General features: G+C 72.2%; 14 protein-coding genes and 1 pseudogene. 9 read left to right on the forward strand and 6 right to left on the reverse strand.

Annotated elements, in window-relative coordinates; translation table 11 throughout:
• Positions 1 to 64: 64 nt before the first annotated feature.
• Positions 65 to 973, forward strand: coding sequence for a M23 family metallopeptidase (locus tag ABZX61_RS54110; protein ID WP_355208015.1), 909 nt, complete (start codon positions 65 to 67; stop codon positions 971 to 973).
• On the opposite strand, the gene ABZX61_RS54115 is transcribed toward ABZX61_RS54110, so the two are convergent.
• A complete protein-coding gene (locus tag ABZX61_RS54115; protein WP_355208018.1) occupies positions 939 to 2,096 on the reverse strand; it encodes an FAD-dependent oxidoreductase in 1,158 nt (385 codons plus the stop codon). The two genes, ABZX61_RS54110 and ABZX61_RS54115, sit on opposite strands and share 35 nt — an antisense overlap.
• Positions 2,097 to 2,162: 66 nt before the next feature.
• On the reverse strand, positions 2,163 to 3,383 hold the full coding sequence (locus ABZX61_RS54120; protein ID WP_355208021.1) for a deoxyguanosinetriphosphate triphosphohydrolase: 1,221 nt from the start codon (positions 3,381 to 3,383) through the stop codon (positions 2,163 to 2,165).
• Between the two features lie 81 nt (positions 3,384 to 3,464).
• Here ABZX61_RS54120 and ABZX61_RS54125 point away from each other — a divergent pair, with 81 nt between their 5' ends.
• Positions 3,465 to 4,985, forward strand: coding sequence for a M48 family metallopeptidase (locus ABZX61_RS54125; protein ID WP_355208024.1), 1,521 nt, complete (start codon positions 3,465 to 3,467; stop codon positions 4,983 to 4,985).
• Here ABZX61_RS54125 and ABZX61_RS54130 read toward each other — a convergent pair.
• Positions 4,922 to 5,713 (reverse strand): phosphotransferase, encoded by a 792-nt coding sequence (locus ABZX61_RS54130; RefSeq protein ID WP_355208027.1) that lies wholly within the window; start codon positions 5,711 to 5,713, stop codon positions 4,922 to 4,924. The genes ABZX61_RS54125 and ABZX61_RS54130 overlap by 64 nt on opposite strands.
• Before the next feature lie 106 nt (positions 5,714 to 5,819).
• On the opposite strand from ABZX61_RS54130, the gene ABZX61_RS54135 reads away from it, so the two are divergent.
• Positions 5,820 to 6,263, forward strand: a complete 444-nt coding sequence (locus tag ABZX61_RS54135) for a DUF6194 family protein (protein ID WP_355208030.1) — start codon at positions 5,820 to 5,822, stop codon at positions 6,261 to 6,263.
• A gap of 39 nt (positions 6,264 to 6,302) precedes the next feature.
• Here ABZX61_RS54135 and ABZX61_RS54140 read toward each other — a convergent pair whose 3' ends face one another.
• On the reverse strand, positions 6,303 to 6,839 hold the full coding sequence (locus ABZX61_RS54140) for a GNAT family N-acetyltransferase (protein WP_350725145.1): 537 nt from the start codon (positions 6,837 to 6,839) through the stop codon (positions 6,303 to 6,305).
• Between the two features lie 52 nt (positions 6,840 to 6,891).
• Positions 6,892 to 7,749 carry a hypothetical protein gene (locus tag ABZX61_RS54145; protein ID WP_355208034.1) on the reverse strand — a complete coding sequence of 286 codons (858 nt, stop codon included), beginning with the start codon at positions 7,747 to 7,749 and terminating at the stop codon, positions 6,892 to 6,894.
• Positions 7,750 to 8,023: 274 nt separating this feature from the next.
• On the opposite strand from ABZX61_RS54145, the gene ABZX61_RS54150 reads away from it, so the two are divergent.
• The 6 genes and pseudogenes from ABZX61_RS54150 to ABZX61_RS54175 all read left to right on the forward strand — a co-directional run.
• Entirely contained in the window at positions 8,024 to 9,817 is a 1,794-nt protein-coding gene (locus ABZX61_RS54150; RefSeq protein WP_355208037.1) for a serine/threonine-protein kinase, read from the forward strand.
• A gap of 79 nt (positions 9,818 to 9,896) precedes the next feature.
• Positions 9,897 to 10,670 (forward strand): FHA domain-containing protein, encoded by a 774-nt coding sequence (locus ABZX61_RS54155; RefSeq protein WP_355208040.1) that lies wholly within the window; start codon positions 9,897 to 9,899, stop codon positions 10,668 to 10,670.
• Positions 10,671 to 10,890: 220 nt separating this feature from the next.
• Positions 10,891 to 12,411, forward strand: coding sequence for an FAD-dependent monooxygenase (locus tag ABZX61_RS54160; protein WP_355208042.1), 1,521 nt, complete (start codon positions 10,891 to 10,893; stop codon positions 12,409 to 12,411).
• A complete protein-coding gene (locus ABZX61_RS54165) occupies positions 12,381 to 12,980 on the forward strand; it encodes a TetR/AcrR family transcriptional regulator (protein ID WP_350725135.1) in 600 nt (199 codons plus the stop codon). Before ABZX61_RS54160 ends, ABZX61_RS54165 begins: the two co-directional genes overlap by 31 nt.
• Positions 12,981 to 13,081: 101 nt before the next feature.
• Positions 13,082 to 13,873, forward strand: coding sequence for an arginase family protein (locus ABZX61_RS54170; RefSeq protein WP_355208046.1), 792 nt, complete (start codon positions 13,082 to 13,084; stop codon positions 13,871 to 13,873).
• Between the two features lie 37 nt (positions 13,874 to 13,910).
• Positions 13,911 to 14,144, forward strand: a pseudogene (locus ABZX61_RS54175) (hypothetical protein); the annotation flags it as partial.
• Between the two features lie 238 nt (positions 14,145 to 14,382).
• Here the strand turns inward: ABZX61_RS54175 and ABZX61_RS54180 are convergent.
• The gene (locus ABZX61_RS54180) at positions 14,383 to 17,079 is read right to left on the reverse strand and encodes an AAA family ATPase (RefSeq protein WP_355208049.1); all 2,697 of its coding nucleotides are present in this window, start codon (positions 17,077 to 17,079) and stop codon (positions 14,383 to 14,385) included.
• Positions 17,080 to 17,123 lie beyond the last annotated feature (44 nt).

Below are 17,123 nucleotides of genomic sequence, written 5' to 3' on the forward strand. Positions count from 1 at the left end.
GTTGCTAAAGAGGGAAACCGGCTCTGCGGGAGCTCCCGGTCGGCTACAAAGGTAAAGGTTGTCGGTGGAAACGGTGACACGGGTGGAGATCATGCGTACGGGGCATCTCGGACGATGGGCGGCCGTCACGGCCGCCCTGTTGCTGACCGGCGCCTGCTCCCAGGCCACCGGCCTGGCGGGGGTCAACGCGACCTCGCCGTCGACCCCGCCGGCCACGAGCCCGCCGCCCGCCGCGCAGCCCGGCGAATCGGCGGAGCCGGAGGCCGAGCCCCAGGCGGCCGAGCAGCCGCCCAAGGGCGACGACCCGGTGAAGGTGCCGCCGCCGAAGATGTCGAAGTACGAGTACACCTTCCCGGTCAAGGGCTGCAAGACGACCTACCAGCGCCAGCTCCTCGTGCTGCCCAAGACGACGATCTGGGCGCCGCAGGGGTGCGCGTTCGTGGCCCCGATCGGCGGCGTCGTGGACGAGGTGAACCTCCAGGACAAGTGGAGCCCGTCCACCGACGCGGGGGCCGCCCGCGAGGGCAGGTTCGTCACGATCATCGGCGAGGACGGCGTGCGTTACCTCGGCGGTCACCTCGACACGATCGCCGACGGCGTCCGGCCGGGCGTCCCGGTCAAGGCGGGCCAGCTGCTCGGGCGGGTGGGCCGGACGGGCAACGCCCGCGAAACCGGGCCCAACCTCTACTTCGCGATCTCGTGGAAGACGGGCCCGGCCTTCTGGTGGGTACGCAGGGGCATGGTCAAGCCCTGGGACTACCTCGACGCCTGGGCGACCGGCAACCGCACGTACTCGCCCAGGGAGGAGACGCTGGCGCTGCGCGGCAAGCTGGGCGAGACGCCGGGCTGCGCCGTGCAGTGCGGATCGAAGAAGGTCCCGCAGGCCGGCAAGACCCAGGGCCCGAAGCCGAAGCGCACCGACGACGGCGTGATCACCGTCACCCCGTCGATAGCTCCTTTTGATCAACAATGACGCGTGACCTGATGAGCTCCTGGATCTCGTCCACGACGTCCCAGACGTTGACGTTCATGCCGGCGATCACGCGTCCCTCGCGCAGCCAGTACGCGATGAACTCCAGGCTCTCCGGCTCGCCGCGGTAGACGATCTCGTCGTAGCCCTCGATGTCACCGGAGAACTCCATGCCCAGCTCGTACTGGTCGGTGTAGAAGTACGGGATCCGGTCGTAGACCACGTCCTGGCCGAGCATGGACCGGGCGGCGGCGGGGCCGCCGTGCAGGGCGTTGGCCCAGTGTTCGACGCGCAGGCGGCGCCCGTACAGGGGGTGGAAGGGCTCGGCCACGTCGCCGGCGGCGAACACGTCGGGGTGCGAGGTGCGCAGCGCGGCGTCGGTGTGGATGCCCTGGCCGACGGCGAGCCCGGCGTCACGGGCGAGCCCGACCTCGGGCGCGGCGCCGATGCCGACGACGACGAAGTCGGCGGCGAGCCGCTCGCCCGAGCTGAGCCGCACGCCCGTCTCGGTGATCTCGGCGGCGGCGGTGCCGAAGCGCAGGTCCACGCCCTTGCTGACGTGCAGGCGGGCGAACAGGTCGCCGAGCTCGTTGCCGAGCGGCCGGTTGAGCGCGGTGGGCTCGGGCTCGACGACGGTGACCTCGCAGCCGGCCGCGCGGGCGGCCGCCGCGGTCTCCAGCCCGATCCAGGAGGCGCCGACGATGAGCACGCTGCCCGCGCTCGCCAGGCGCTCTTTGAGCGCCTCGCTGTCGTGGACGGTCCGCAGGTAGTACGCGGGCCCCGGCAGGCGTCGCGGCGTGGCGCCGGTGGCGATGAGCAGCTTGTCGTACGGCCGGCGCGACCCGTCGCCGAACCTGACCAGGTGGTTGTCGAGCTCGATGCGCGTGACGCGCGTGCCGAGCCGCAGATCGACGGCGTTGTCCGCGTACCACTCCGGGCCGTGGACGAAGATGCTCTCTCGTTCGCTCTTGCCCTGGAGGTAGTCCTTGGACAGGGGCGGTCGTTCGTAGGGCCGTTCGTTCTCCGCGCCGATGAGCACGATCTCGCCGTCGAAGCCTTCCTCGCGCAACGTCTCCGCGGCCTTGGCCCCCGCGAGTCCGGCACCGACGATCACATATGTGGCCATGGGCGCAGTATCCGCCTGCGAGGGTCATGGGGAAAGCCGGGTGTACCGGATCATGGAGAAACTTGGTCAGCGGGAGAGCCTGCGGTGCCACGCCACGGCGGAGGTGTCGGTGAGCGAGGCGATCTGGTCGATCACCACGCGGACGCGGGCCGCGTCGTCGGCGGCGCCCAGGTACGCGGGCCTGAAGGCGGGCTCCAGCGTGCCCGGAGCGCCCAGCGTGATCATCGAGGCCAGTTCGGTGATGAGCTCGCGCTGCCTGGCCTGATTGGCGTTGTGGTCCCTGGTGGCCATGACGTAGTGGGCGGTGACGCCCTTGAGCAGGGCGCACTCCAGGCGGGTGGCGTGGGGCACGACGAGGTCGGCGCGGTGGCGGGAGCCGTACACCTCCTTGGTGGCGGTCTGGGCCGAGCGGCAGAAGCGGCCGATGAGGCCGCTCGTGAGGGCTTTGAGCCCGGCCAGGTCGGCGAGCGTGGCCTCGAAGCGGCGCGGCCAGAGCGGGGCGGTGATCAGCTTGGCGAAGATCTCCTCCAGCTCGCCGAGGTCGGCGTTGGGGGCGTACCAGGTGCGGGTGGTCTCGCACACCAGCGTGCGCTCGATGGGCGAGCGCAGCGCCTCGGGGGTGACGTGGCCGGAGTGGAGCGCGTCCTCGAGGTCGTGTACGGAGTAGGCGACGTCGTCGGCCCAGTCCATGATCTGCGCCTCGAAGCTCACCCGCCCGTCGGGCGCGCCGTCCCGGATCCAGCGGAACACGGGTAGATCATCGTCATATACGCCGAATTTTGCGGATTTTTCGCATGTCCAGGGATATTTGATGGAAGCGTCGAGCGCCGCCCGCGTCAGGTTGAGCCCGGCGCTGCGGCCGTCCTCCGTGAGGACCTTGGCCTCCAGCCTGGTGAGCAGGCGCAGGCTCTGCGCGTTGCCCTCGAAACCGCCACACGAGGCCGACAGCGCGTTGAGCGCCATCTCCCCGTTGTGGCCGAAAGGTGGGTGCCCCAGGTCGTGCGCCAGGCACGCGGTCTCCACCAGGTCGGGATCGACGCCGAGCGTGGCGCCCATCTCCCTGCCGACCTGACCGCATTCGAGGGAGTGCGTGAGCCTCGTGCGCGGGATGTGCTGGCCGCCGCCGAGGGACTCGGCAGGGCCCACGACCTGCGTTTTCGCGGCCAGCCTGCGCAGGGCGGCACTGTGCAGCACGCGGGCGCGGTCGCGCTCGAATGCGGAGCGTTCGGGGTTGCCGGGAGGTTCCGGAACCCAACGCTCCTGATCATGGTCATCGTAGTACGGCATTGCTTAGGTGATTTTATCCAGTTTCCGGTCTCCGCTAAGGTCGAGCCTCGCGAGAACCCCTTCCCCGGGAGCCCTCACCCCATGACGACAGCGTTCCGAGCAGTGCTGGCCTTCATCCTGCTCGCCGGCTTCTACGTTCTGGTCGGCCTCTTCCTGGTGGCCGCCATCTTCTTCGATGTCCTGCTCCTCGTGGACTTCCACGCGAACACCCTCAAGCTCGCGATCATCCTCACCCTGGTTGCCGGCGCGCTCGTACAGGCCCTGTTCGTGGTGAGCCGCCGCCAGGGCGGCGAGCAACCGGGCGTGCCGATCGGGCGCGAGCACGAGCCGGCGCTCTGGCAGACGGTCGAGGAGCTCGCCCAGCGCGTGCGCACGGCGCCGCCGGACGAGATCCGGCTGGTGGCCGAGGTGAACGCGGCCGTTTCCGAGGACACGCGCTGGCTGGGGATGCAGGCGACGCGGCGGCGGATGTTCATCGGGCTGCCGCTGCTGCAGACGCTGACGGTGGACGAGCTGCGCGCGGTGCTCGGGCACGAGCTGGGCCACTACAGCGGCGCTCACACGCGGCTGGGCGCGCCGGTCTACCGGGGGCGGGTCTCGCTCCTCGCCACCGTCCAGGGGCTGCGCAACCACCCGTTCGTCCAGCGCCTGTTCACCTGGTACGCCAAGTTCTACCTGCGGGTGTCGCAGGCCGTCTCGCGCAAGCAGGAGCTGGAGGCCGACCAGTTCGCGGTCGCGATCGGCGGGCGGCAGGCCATGGCCGGGGCGCTGCAGAAGATCCAGACCACCGCGACGGGCTGGGACCTCTACGTCGCCAACTACCTGTCGCTCACCGGCGCGGGCGGCACCAGGCCCCTCTCGGTGTTCGGGGGCTTCCACGCGCTCATGAGCGACTCCGACCGGCAGGCCGAGATCGCCAAGCTGGGCGAGGAGCCGCAGGAGGTCTCGCCGTACGACTCCCATCCGAGCCTGACCGAGCGCCTGGCCGCCATCGAGCACCTGCCTGAGCCGCCGCACGTCCCCGACCCCCGCTCGGCCCTGACGCTGCTGCGCGACGCGAACGTGGCGGTGCAGGCCGTGGAGCAGTCCATGTGGACGCCGGAGGCGCTCACCGGGCTGCGGCCGGTGTCGTGGGAGGAGCTGGTGTCGCACGCCATGTACGCGGGCCGCAACGCCGACGCCCTCCACGACCTGGCGGTCGCCGGCCAGCGGGTGATGGGGGCCGCGCGGCCGTACCTGGACGCCGCCTTCGAGGCGATCGCCCGGGGCCGGCAGGCGGAGCTGGAGGCCGTCCTGCGCGATCAGGGCTGGAACGCGTCGGAGACCCTGCTCGCCGGGGTGCTGGGGCAGGCGCTGGAGGCGGTGCTGATCCAGCTCGGCGAGGCCAAGTGGACGCTGTCGTGGTCGGGGCCGGCGCGGCTGCTGTTCGACGACGGGGAGGAGGTGGCGCTGTCGGAGTACGCGGCCCAGGTGTCGGCCAATCCGGAGGCCGTCTCCGGGCTCCGGCGGTGGCTGGGGGACCACGGCATGCGCCACGACTACGTCCCGATCGAGGAGCCCTCCCCCGGGCAGCCCGCCGAGGCCGCCACCCCCTCGATCTGACGCAGCGCCCGCTCGAATCCGGCGCGGTGCTCGGCGACCCAGTCGTGGCAGGCGCGCACCTGCGCCACCGCCCCCTGCTCGCGGAGCCTGATCGCGTACGCCAGCCCCTGCGCGGCATCCCGCTCGATGCCGCGCCGGCATCGGTCCTGCCACCAGAGGATCGTCTCGACCACCTCGCCGCGCTCCCGCAGCCCGTAGGCGTCGCAGATCAGCCGCACCCGCCGGGCCGCGTCGGCCGGGTCGGCGATCAGCGGGCCCAGGCCCGCGTACTGCCAGCAGACGTGCGCCACGTCGTGGACGCGCCGTCCCGGCCCCGCCATGTCCCAGTCGATGAACGCCACCGGCCGCGGCTCCTCGCCCCGGTAGACGGTGTTCCTGGGAGACAGGTCGTTGTGGCAGACCACCTCCTCCTCCCCGGCCAGTGAGGTGCCGGCGGTCAGGTCGTGGAACTCCCGCACCAGCTCCGCGGCCCGCGCCAGGCTCTCGTCGGAGGCGACGCCGTCCGGCTGGACGTCCTCCCAGGCCACGTGGCCGTCCATGAAGCTCAGGATCTCCCGACCGCGCTCGTCGAGGCCCAGGAACCGCGGCGCGGCCGCCCATCCGCTCCGCTCGAAGAGGCGCAGCAGCTCGTGCACGTACGCGGCCCGCTGTCCGGGCGTGCGGCGGACGGTGTCGCCGACGCGGACGACGGCGTTGACGAAACCCCCGGGAAGGTGTGTCTCGGACATGGTCTCCAGACTGTCGCATAGGTCAGCGGTTTGAGGCTTCCACGCGGTCGATGGCCTGTTCAGCGCGCAAAGTCTCACAGGGCAGTGCAATGAAACACTTGAAGGTATGACTGAGAGCGAAATCATCGAGTTCGTGTCCGGTTTCCCCGGAGTCGTGACCCAGACCATCGAGGAGAACAGCGAGGCCCCCGAGATGGCCTGGGGCGACACGTTCTTCTTCTACGACCCGGAAGGCACCCTGGAGACCCATCCCCGGCAGCCGTTCGCCACGATCGTCATCAAGGACTACCCGGATTGGGACACCTTCTCCGACCTGAACAGGCCGGGCGTGTTCCGGCTCAGCATCGCCGTCGGGCGCGCTACCCTCCAGCGGCTCGCCGGCGACGACGCCGAGGTCGACTACACGGCCGAGGACCGCGTCCTCCCCCACCCCAAGTACGCGACCCAGGGCTGGATCGCCATCGTGAACCCGGGCGAGCAGGCCCGCCCCCTCCTGACCGAGGCCCACGCCCGCGCCGTCACCCGCCACCGCCCCCGCAAGACCTCCTGACCCTCGCGCCTGGTCGGTCTCCGGCCAGGCGCGCCGAGGTCAGCGAGGTTCGTCGTCCCAGTCGGGAGGCGTCACCGTGCCGGAGAGCCAGTCGCGGCGCAGGATCGCGTAGCCGACGGCGTCGTGGACCGTGCCGTCCAGGCCCGGCCACGACTCCCGGTAGTGCGACTCCTTGGCGTACCCGCTCTTGCGGAAGACCGCCCGCATCGCGTGGTTGTCCTGGCGGGTCGTGCCCTCGATCCGGTTGACGTGCGGGAGCTCGGTGAACAGGTAGCCGGTCAGCCAGGCGACCGCCGCGGCGCCGAGGCCCCGGCCCCGCCATTCCTGCCCGATCCGCAGGTCGAACAGGGGGGTGTCGTCGGCGAAGTCCTGCAGCCGGACCAGGCCCGCGCGCTCCCCGTCGGCGAGCACCCAGAACGTCCTGGACTCCTCGTCGTCGTAGAGGCCGTCCGCGGCGCGCTCGCGCACGGTCTCGGGGTCCTGGACGCCCGCGTGAAAGGGCCATTCGTGCCCGGTGAGGAAGCCGACGAGCGCTTCGACGTCGTCCGGGGAGAATCTCGTGAACTCGATCTGCACCCCCCGCATCCTTCTGACGGGCTCCGCGCGGGGTCAACCGAATTTCAGCGGGTCAGCCGATCACTCGCTCGGGGCTGTCCAGCCAGACCCGCTGCCCGTCGGGCGTGATCGTCACGCCGAACCGCTCCCGCTCCGGCTCGCCCCAGTCCGCCCACGTCCGGCGGGCGTCACCCGGCTCGGCCAGGACGTCCTCGGCCAGGACGGCGCCCGGCGGGGTATCGCGCCGCGTCCACGTCATGGTCGTGAGCGCGGAGAACCGGCCGCCGGCCGTGCCGTCCGGCCCGACCACGAGCCGCAGGGCGTGGCCGTCGCCGTACGGCGCGACCACCACCCCGCCCGGCCTGGTCTGCGCGATCCAGGCGTACGGCACGGTCCGCACGGCGTACGTCGCGTGCACCCCGTCGTACGGCGCCCGCTCGGCCCACCCCGCCGTGCCGTCGCCCACGACCAGGTGCGGGAGCGCTCCCGCGGCGGCCAGGTTCTTGGCACCCTGCTCGGCCACGGTGGGATCCGCCTCGATGGAGGTCACGCTCCCCGACTGCCCGACCAGCCGGCACAGCAGGGCGGCGGTCCACCCCGTACGCGTGCCCACCTCCAGCACCCGCTGGCCCGGCGCCGGTCCGAGCAGCTCCAGCAGGTCGGCGACCGCGCTGGGCGCGGGACAGGAGCACCCGTCGGCGGCGACGATCGGGCGCCCGGCGTAAACGGCGTCCCACCAGGCCGGCGGGTCGGCCTCCCGGTCGATCGGCGCGCTCCCCCCGTCGCGCTCGGGCGACTCCCCCACCGACGGCACGAACCAGTGGCGCGGGACCGCCCGCAGCGCCTGCTCGATCGGCCGGGTGAGGGGCGGGCGGTGGTCGGTGATCGCCGCGATCATCGCGTCGAGCCGCCACGCGATGTGCGTGAACATCACACCTCCCCGTTCGCGAAAGGATGCCCGCATTCGTGCCTCCCCACAGCTCCACCTCCATATCTCGGGAAACGCTATCCGTGACGGTACGACTACGATCCGGATGCGGCAAGGGTTTCCATGGAAGTCACCGTCGAGGTGGGCGGCGCTGACATCCGGCCCGCGCGCCGGGTGAGGGAACGCCGTCAGAAGCGCCGCCAAAACGCTGCGTATCTCCCCGATCACCCAGTAAATTCGGAACCATCGCGCCAAACACCGGCGAGGAGGGATCGAGGTGCCCGGGAGCACGGCGATCGGCGGGCGTTACCAGCTGGTCACCTGCCTGGGCGGCGGCGCCGCGGCCGAGGTCTGGCTGGCCCTGGACCTGGGCCTCGGCCGGGAGGTCGTGGTCAAACGCCTGCTGGCCGACAACCCCGGATCCAGCCGGTTGCGCGCCGAGGCGCGGGCCCTGGCCGCGTTCAATCACCGGCATGTGGTCACCCTGCACGACACGGTGGACGACCCGGAGACGGGCACGTTCTGGCTCGTGATGGAGCACGTGCCCGGCGGGAGCCTTGACGGCCGGACCATGTCGCCGGAGCGGGCGGCGCAGGTCGGCGCGCAGATCGCGGACGCGCTGGCCGCCATGCACGCCGAGCGCATCGTGCATCTCGACGTGAAACCGGCCAACATCGTCGCCGCCGATGACGGCGTCGTGAAGCTCGCCGACTTCGGCGCCGCGTACCGGGTCGGGGGCCGCGACACGATCACCCCGAACGGCGCCATCAGCTACACCGTCGCCTACGCCGCCCCCGAGGTCATCAGGGGGCAGCCCGACCCCAGGTCCGACGTGTTCTCCCTCGGGGCCACCCTCTACGCGCTGGTCGCCGGGCGCCCGCCGCGCCGGGGAGCCGGCGACACGGAGTCGGACGCCGACATCGTGGCGTGGCGGGCCGCGCATTCGGACGTCTCGCTGACGGCGGACGTGGGACCGCTGGACGGGCTGCTGCGGGAGATGCTGCGGCTGGACCTCCGGGAGCGGCCGGAGATCGAGGACGTACGGAAACGGCTGGCCGAGATCATCGGAACGCCGCCGCCGGTCCCCGCACGGCGATGGTTTCCGCTCCTCGTGGCGGCGGTGGCCGCCGCGGCGGTGCTGATCGCCGCCGGGTCCGTCCTCGGAGAACGCGGCGCACCGCCGCCCGGAGCCTCGGTGGCCCCCGCCACCCCTGCGCAAGCGGGGGACCTCTTGATCGGCGACCCCCGCACGGCCGACCCCTGCGCCATGACCGACGCCACCGCGCTCGACCGGTTCGGGAAGACCGAGCTCGACCGCGACTACGGGAACTTCGACCGGTGCGACGTCAGAGTGTCCCCGCCGGGCGGCGGAGTCGTGGACGTCGTGGTGGACCTCAACCACGACCCGCCTCCCGAGCAGCTCGGGGCCGCGCGGACCGTGGGCGGGATCACGGTGGCCGACGACCCCGCCGAGAGCGACGCGTGCTCGCGGACACTCGTGCTGCCCGGCGTGGACGACGTCATCGTGAAAGTCCGGGCGCGGTGGGAGGGCGACGAGGGCAAGGCCGAGCTCTGCGAGATCGCCGACGCCGCCGCCACCGTCGCGGCGCGGGCGCTCGGTCGGGGCCCGCTCGAACGCCGTACCCCGCCGCTCCCCGCCACGTCGCTGGCGCAGCGGGAGGCCTGCTCGCTGCTGTCCGGCAAGGCCCTGGAGGCCGTCCCGGGCATCGACGCCGCCGGCCCGGACGTCGGGTTCGGCGGGTGGGACTGCGAGTGGGACAGCACCACCAGTGACACCTGGGTGGACCTGGACTTCGACCGCGACCAGCCGCCCACCGCCGAGGACGGGACGGCCACCCGGATCAACGGCTACCGCGCCTTCGTCCGGCCGGACCGGGAGGAGCGGACCTGCGAGGTCGAGGTGGTGTTCCGCCCGTACACCGATCAGGACGGCCGGACGGCGGTCGAGGAGGTACTCCTCGTGGTCGGCGGCTCGCGCCCCATGGACCGGCTGTGCGGGATGGCCACCGCGCTCGCCCGCTCGGCCACCGCCGAGCTGCGCGGCACCTGACGTCACTCTTCCGGGGAGGGTCCCGGAGAGGTTGGGGCACCATACGGCTGCGTCCGACAAGCACCGAGGAGGCGAACAGATGAGCGCTCCCCACAGCCTCGCCCACGGCGTGGACCCGGCCGTCCCGGGCACGCTGCACGCCCGCACCATCATGGGCGGCATCAGGGTCGCGCCACGCCCGGGCCGTCATGTCCGCTTCGGCCGCGACCAGCGCCCGAACGTCGATCTGCGGGTGGGCACGGACGACCAGTCGGTGAGCCGCCTGCACGCCGAGGTGACGTACGAGGACAGCCGGTGGTGGCTGCGCAACCTGGGCCAGCAGCTCGTCCGCCTGCCGCGCGGCCGGCTGATGCACAGCTCCACCGACCCCGTGCCGCTGGCGCCGGGCTACACCCCGCTGTTCATCAGGGGCTCCGGCTACCGCCAGCACCTGGTGGAGCTCTATATCACGGGCGCCTACGGCGACACCCAGGCCGACCTCCACGCGGCCGCGACCACCCCGCCGAAGATCTGGGGCCTCAGCGAGACGGAACGCCTGCTCCTGGTGGTGCTGGGCGAGCGCTACCTGCTGTACGAGCAGGCTCCGCGCCCGTTGACGTACAACCAGGCCGAGGCCCGGCTGGCCTACCTGCGGCCCGGGGAGAAATGGCGGGCGGGCATCATCGAGGACCGGATCGAGGCCGTCCGGCACCGCCTGCACGCCGCCGGCTTCCCGTACCCGCTGCGCCACGACCGGTCGGAAGGCCGCCCGTACGACAACAACCTCCTGCACAACCTCCTCAGAGGCCTGGTGGAGTCGACCACCCTCGTCCCCCCGGACCTGGACCTCCTGGAGACCGACCCCGCCCAATAGGCACTTTGGGCGGCCGCTTGGGCCGAGACGCCCCGTCAGTGTCAGGGCGCGGGCGCCGCCGTGGCGGGGATAGGCGGCGTGCACGCGATCTCGCGCCCGTGCGCACCGGCCGCCCGTCGACGGACGCGTGCCGAATGCGGTAACCACCGGAGCCGTGCAGCATCTGCACCGGCCCCGCCACCCTTGGCTACTTAGTAATCGGTACCGTATCGTTTACTAAGTGACTGACACCGTACTCATCGCGGGCGCCGGCCCCACCGGGCTGGCCCTGGCCATCCACCTGGCACTGCACGACATCCCCGTGCGCGTCATCGACGCCGCCACCGGCCCCGCCACCACCTCCAGGGCCCTCGGCCTGCAACCACGCGGCGTCGAGGTCCTGGAACGCATCGGCGCGCTCGGCGACCTGCCCCAGCGCTCCCAGTCCTCGCTCAACATGTCCTACAACGAGGGATCGCGCACCGTGCTGCGACTTCACGTCGGCCAAGCCGTCGCCGACCAGCCGAAACAGGCGCTGCTGATCTCGCAGGCCGAGGTCGAGGGCACGATGCGGGAACGCTTTGCCCAACTGGGCGGCCACGTGGAGTGGGGCACCCAGGTGGTCGCGGCTCGGCAGGACGACACGGGCGTCACCGCCACCGTGCGGACGGCCGACGGCGCCGAGCACCACATCGAGACCCACTGGCTGATCGGCTGCGACGGCGCGCACAGCACCGTACGCAAGCTCGCCGGCATCGGCTTTCCCGGCCGCAAACTCCTCGAACGCCTGCTGATGGTCGACGTGCGGGCCCGGTGGCCGTTGGACAAGAACGGCAGTACGACCTGGATGGAGGCCGGTCACATGCTGTCGGTCACCGCGCTGCCGGACGACACCTGGCGGGTGTTCACCGAACCACCATCGGATCTGCCGGACCAGCTGTCCGAACGCGAGATCAGCGACCGGGTGCTGAGCGAGTTCTCCCGCCGAAGCGGCATCGGCCTCGACACGGTCACGGACGTCCGCTGGGCCTCGGAGTTCCGTATCCACCGCCGGCTGGCCGACGCCTACCGGCGCGGCCGGATCCTGCTGGCCGGCGATGCGGCGCACATCCAGAGCCCCACCGGCGGCCAGGGACAGAACACCGGGCTGGGCGACGCGGAAAACCTGGCATGGAAGCTGGTGCTGGTCACCCGCGGCCGCGCCGACCAGCGACTGCTCGACACCTACGAAGGCGAACGACGGCCGCTGGCCCGCAAAGTCCTGCGCGCCACCAGCACCGCCGTGGACATCATGCTGCCGCACGACCCCTGGAAACGCCTGCTGCGCGACAACGTCGTCCTGCCGGTCGTCCGCCTGCCCGCAGTGCAGCGCCGGCTGTGGCTGGCCGCCTCCCAACTCGGCATCAGCTACCGGGGAGGACCGCTGGCCCCTGCCGTGCACCGGTGGATGCCCGGACTCCGTCCCGGCGACCGGATGCCCGACCTCACCTGCCGGCATCTCGACGGCGGCCGGACCACCCTGCACGCCGCGATCTCCGGACGCTGGGTGGTGCTCGCCGATGATCAGCACGTCGCCGCCCGCCACGCCGAGGCCGCCGCGGCGCGACTGGGCGCCGACCTGATCGTCGCGCTCACCCCGGTGGAGCAGCCCAGCTCGCCCGATGTCATGCTGATCCGCCCCGACGGGCACATCGGTTGGCGTGACCATCCGGCACCCGACAAACTGGCAGCATGGCTGAATCAGGTGCTGTGGCCGGCGTAGAACGCCACGGCCGTCCACGCGATCCGGAGAACGACGCCGCCATCCTGGACGCGGCGTTGGACCTGATGATCGAACGCGGCGCGGCGGGCACCAGCATCGAAGCGGTCGCCCAACGCGCCGGCGTGGCGAAACTGACCGTCTACCGGCGCTGGCGAGCCAAAGACGACCTCCTGATGGCCGCCTTGGAGCATGCCCGCGCCCCCGACATGGACGCCGCCCCGGCCGGGCAGTCGATCGACGAACTGATCTCATCCATCGCCGAACTCCTCAGCCGCCCCCGCTTCCGCGCACTGATGGCACGCGTCATCGGCGCCTCGGTCGACTACCCGAAACTGGTGACCGCCTACACCGAGCGCTACCTGCAGCCACGGCTGAACGCCCTGGCGCGGATCGCGCAGCAGGCCATCGACGCCGGCCACCTCCCAGCGGACACCGACCCGAGCGTCATCCAGGACATCCTGGCCAGCTCGATCGGATCCGTCCTGCTTCAGCATGCGGAAGAGGTGACCGCCGTCCAGATCGAGCGCCGGCTGCGGGTTCTGTTGCGCCACATCGGATACCAGTCTTGATTTCCTAGGTCAGGAACAGCGGGCGATCACCTACCGCTGCGGCGTCGGCCGGCATGAAAATGATCTGGACCTTGGATTCCGGCGCCTCGTATCGTCGCCGCATGACGACTGTGCTCTGCGTACCGCAATGGCAAGGCTCGGCGTCCGGCAGCGCTCCGCGGCTGATGGCCGGGGCCCGCCGCGCCGCCGCGCTCGTTCCGGCCGACGCGGTGGTGACCGTGCCGGTGCTCGATGCCGACGGGGACAGGGCCGCCGGGGTTCGCGCGTACGACGTGCTCGTGGAGAACCAGCGGCTGACGCGCGAGGCGCTGGCCGGCATCGACGACCGGGTGATCACCGTCGGCGGCGACTGCGCGGTCGACATCGCGCCGATCGACGCCGCCCACGCCCGCTACGGGGACGCTCTGACGGTGCTGTGGATCGACGCGCACCCGGACGTCTACAGCCCGCAGACCCTGCCGTCGGGCGCCTTCCACGGGATGGTGGTGCGCGCGCTGCTCGGGGACGGCCCGACCGGCCTCACGGCGGAGCGTCCGCTGCGACCGCACCAGGTGATCATCGCCGGGGAGCGGGCGGGCGACGTGTCCGAGCACGAGTACCTCGAGAAGACCGGCCTGCGCAGGTACGGCGTGAACAACCTGGAGCGCGTGCTCGACGATCTGCGGGGCCCCGTGTACGTACACGTCGACCTCGACGTCCTGGAGCCCACCGCCTTCGGCTCGACCTGCTACCCGGAGCCGGACGGCGTACGGCCACGGCGGCTGATCGACCTCGTCTCCCAGGTGGACGACGTCGTCGGGGCGGCCATCACCGAGCACGCGCCGTCCGGCGACGACGCCGACCCCGGCGAGGCCGAGGTGATCCGCCGCCTGGGCACCGCGCTGACGCGCTGACGAATACGATCGGTCAGGTGAAGTACTTGCTGCTGATATGCGGAGGCAGCAAGGCCTACGAGGAGATGCGGCCGACCCCGGGTTCCTGGACGACTGCAAGGCCTGGGGCGACAAGCTGATCCAGAGCGGTGGGCTGGAGCCTCCGGCGGACGCCACGACGGTCCGGGTACGCGACGGCGAGATCCTCCTCACCGACGGCCCCTTCGTCGAGTCCAGGGAGGTCGTGGCCGGGTTCAGCCTGATCGAGTGCGATGTCGAGGAGGAAGCTCCGCAACTCGCGCGGCCGGCCGTCCAGCTCGCAGGACGCGGCGGTGGAGGCGCCTGCTCGCTCGGCGCCGCCACGGCCGCCGTGAACATGCCGGCCGCCTCGGTCAGCACGGCGAGTTGGAGGACACCCCGTTGTCGGCGCCCATGCCGAAGGTCGTCTGGCCGCGTACCAAGGGGGACGCCGCACTCGAACAGGGCGAGGACATCACCCTCTAGAGCCCTCTAGAGCCCTCTAGAGCCGCTCACGCCAGGTCGAGCCCGGCGAGCTGGGCCCGGCTGGTCACGTTGAGCTTGGGAAAGGCCCGGTACAGGTGATAGCTGACGGTCTTGGGGCTGAGGAAGAGCTGCGCGCCGATCTCCTTGTTGGTGCGCCCGGCCGCGGCCAGGCGAACGATCTGCAGCTCCTGCGGGGAGAGCGCCGACAGCGCATCGGCCCCGGCGGCGACGAGACCGGTGTCGCCGGCGGCACGCAGTTCGTGGCCTGCGCGTTCCGCCCAAGGCCGCGCGCCCAGGCGCTGGAAGGTCTCGAGCGCGGCGCGCAGTTGCGCGCGAGCCGCGCTCTTGTGCCGGTCCCTGCGCAGGCGCTCGCCGTAGACCAGCGCGGTGCGCGCCGACTCCCAGGGGTGGCCGCCGCCGGCGTGCAGTCGTACGGCGGAGCGGAAATGGTCGTGCGCTCGTTCCCCGTCGGGTTCGAGCAGGGCCCGGCAGCGGTGCAGTACGGCCTGCGCCCAGGTCTGGCCGGATGCCTCCGCCCATGCCTCGTAGCGGCGCAGCGGCCGGTCGGCGGGCAGGCTGAGCCGGGCCGCAGCCTCGATCTGGTCGGGGGCGAAGTGGACGGTCTGGAACTGGTGGCGTGCCGGCCCGGCCAGGGCCGTCTCCAGCCGGTCCAGCGCCCCGGCGTGGCGGCCCCGGCCCAGATCGAGCAGGGCCTGCGCCCACTGGGCCCAGGCCAGGCCGTTGACGATGCCGTTGGCGTCGTACTGCTGGTGCGCGGCGGCGGCCAGCTCGGCGCACCGGTCCGCGTCGCCCCGGGCGGCGGCGATCCAGGCGAGCATCCCCCGCATGCAGCCGGCCCTGCTCGGCCGGCCGGTCTCGGCGGTCAGATGCAGGCCCTCGGTCGCGGTGGCCGTCGCGTCCGTGAACCTGCCGAGGAAGATCTCGCTGGTGGCGAGCGTGATGTGGAGGACGGCCAGCTTGCCGAGCTCGCCGCTGGTGCGGCATTCGTCGGCGGCGGCGCGGGCGATCTCCCACGCGGCCTGGAAGTCACCGGTCTGGAGGGCGAAGTAGGAGGCGTTGATCCGGCGTGAATGCATTTCCGGGGTGATCCGGCTGCCCTTGGACACGAGCTCCCGCATGATCGGCAGGGCGGCGGCGGGGCCTTCTGTCAGCAGCAGCGCCGTTCCCAGGGCGGCCTGTCTGGCGAGGTCGAGGTCGTCCTCCGGGCGCAGGTCCAGCTCCCGCAGCCGGTCGGCGGCCTCGACGAGCCTGCCGGCGTCGCCGAACCGGTTGGCATTGCGGGCCGCCTCGACCAGCATCAGGCCCGCGGCGGCTCGGTCGTCGCCGGCCACGTCCGCGGCGCCCTTGAGCAGCAGGTCGTGGGCCAGGTGAGGGGCGCCCTGGTCGAGGGCGATCCTGGCCCGCAGCTTGGGGAGCGTGGTTCGGGCCGACGTGGCCGGCACGAGCGCGGTGGCGGCCTCGACCAGCCGCTGGGCCCGCTGCGACTGGCCCGCCTCAGTGGCGTGCACGGCGGCCGAGAGCAGCCGGCGCCCCTTGAGCTCCTTGTCCTGGCTCAGCTCGGCCGCCCGCTCGAACGCGGTGCAGGCGCTGACGCTCGCGCCGCGGTCCCCGGCTCGGCGAGCCATGTCCTCCAGCGCTCGCGCGGCCGCCTCGTCGGGACCCGTCGCGGCGGCTGCCAGGTGCCAGGCCCGCCGGTCGGGCCGATCTGCCAGCAGACCGGCCAGGGTCCGGTGCACCGCCAGGCGCAGGTCGTACGTGCTGAGCTGGAAGACCGCCGCGCGCATGAGCGGATGGGCGAAGCGCACCTGCCGGCCGGCGATCGTGACCAGCTCCGCGCGCTCGGCCGCGCCCAAAGCGGCGGGTTCGATGCCGAGCGCGGCGCAGGCTTTCGTGATCACGTTCAGGTCCCCGTCGTCCGCCAGCGCGGTGATCAGGAGCGCGGTCCGGGCGGCTTGGGGCAGGCGGCCGACGCGGGCGGCGTAGGCCAGCCGGAGGCGTTCCGGCAGCGGCAGCGGACTGTGGTCGTAGAACGGCAGGTCGGCGGTGCGCGGCAGTTCGAGCAGGGCGAGCGGGTTGCCCGCGCTCTCCTTGAGGATCTTCAGGCGGGTTGAGCCGGTGAGGCCGGGCGCGGCGTCCGCGAGCACCTGCGCGGCGCTACGGTCGTCCAGGCCGCCGAGCCGCCGTCCGGGCAGGCTCCCGGGGTCGAAGCCGTCGCGCGCGCCGAACAGCATCACGACGCCCTCCGCGTGCAGCCGGTGCGCGGCGAAGCGCAACACGCCCGCCGAAGCCTGATCCAGCCAGTGCGCGTCGTCGACCAGGCACAGCAGCGGCTCCTCCTCGGCCAGCTCCGCCAGCAGCGACAGCACGGCCACGCCGACGTGGAACCGGTCGTCGGCCCGCGCGGGCGCCAGGCCCAGGGCGCCCTCCAGCGCCGCCGCCTGGGGCTCGGGCAGCGACTCAAGGTGGCCGAGCGCGCCGCGCAGGAGCAGGTGGAGCGAGGCGTACGGGATGTCGGCCTCGGTCTCGACGCCCAGGCCGCGCAGCACCCGCATGTCCTGGGCGCGTTCCCCGGCGTAGGTCAGGAGGGCGGTCTTGCCGATCCCCGGCTCGCCCCCGAGCACCAGCACGCCGGAGCGTCCGGCGCGAGCCTGGTCGAGCAGCACGTCAATGGCCTGCTGTTCAGACTCCCGCCCCCGAAGCATGGGACGAATCCTAGTCATTCATCCGGTACCGCCCAGGTATCGGC

Source organism: Nonomuraea sp. NPDC003709 (genome assembly GCF_040610775.1).
GTDB lineage: Bacteria > Actinomycetota > Actinomycetes > Streptosporangiales > Streptosporangiaceae > Nonomuraea > Nonomuraea angiospora_A.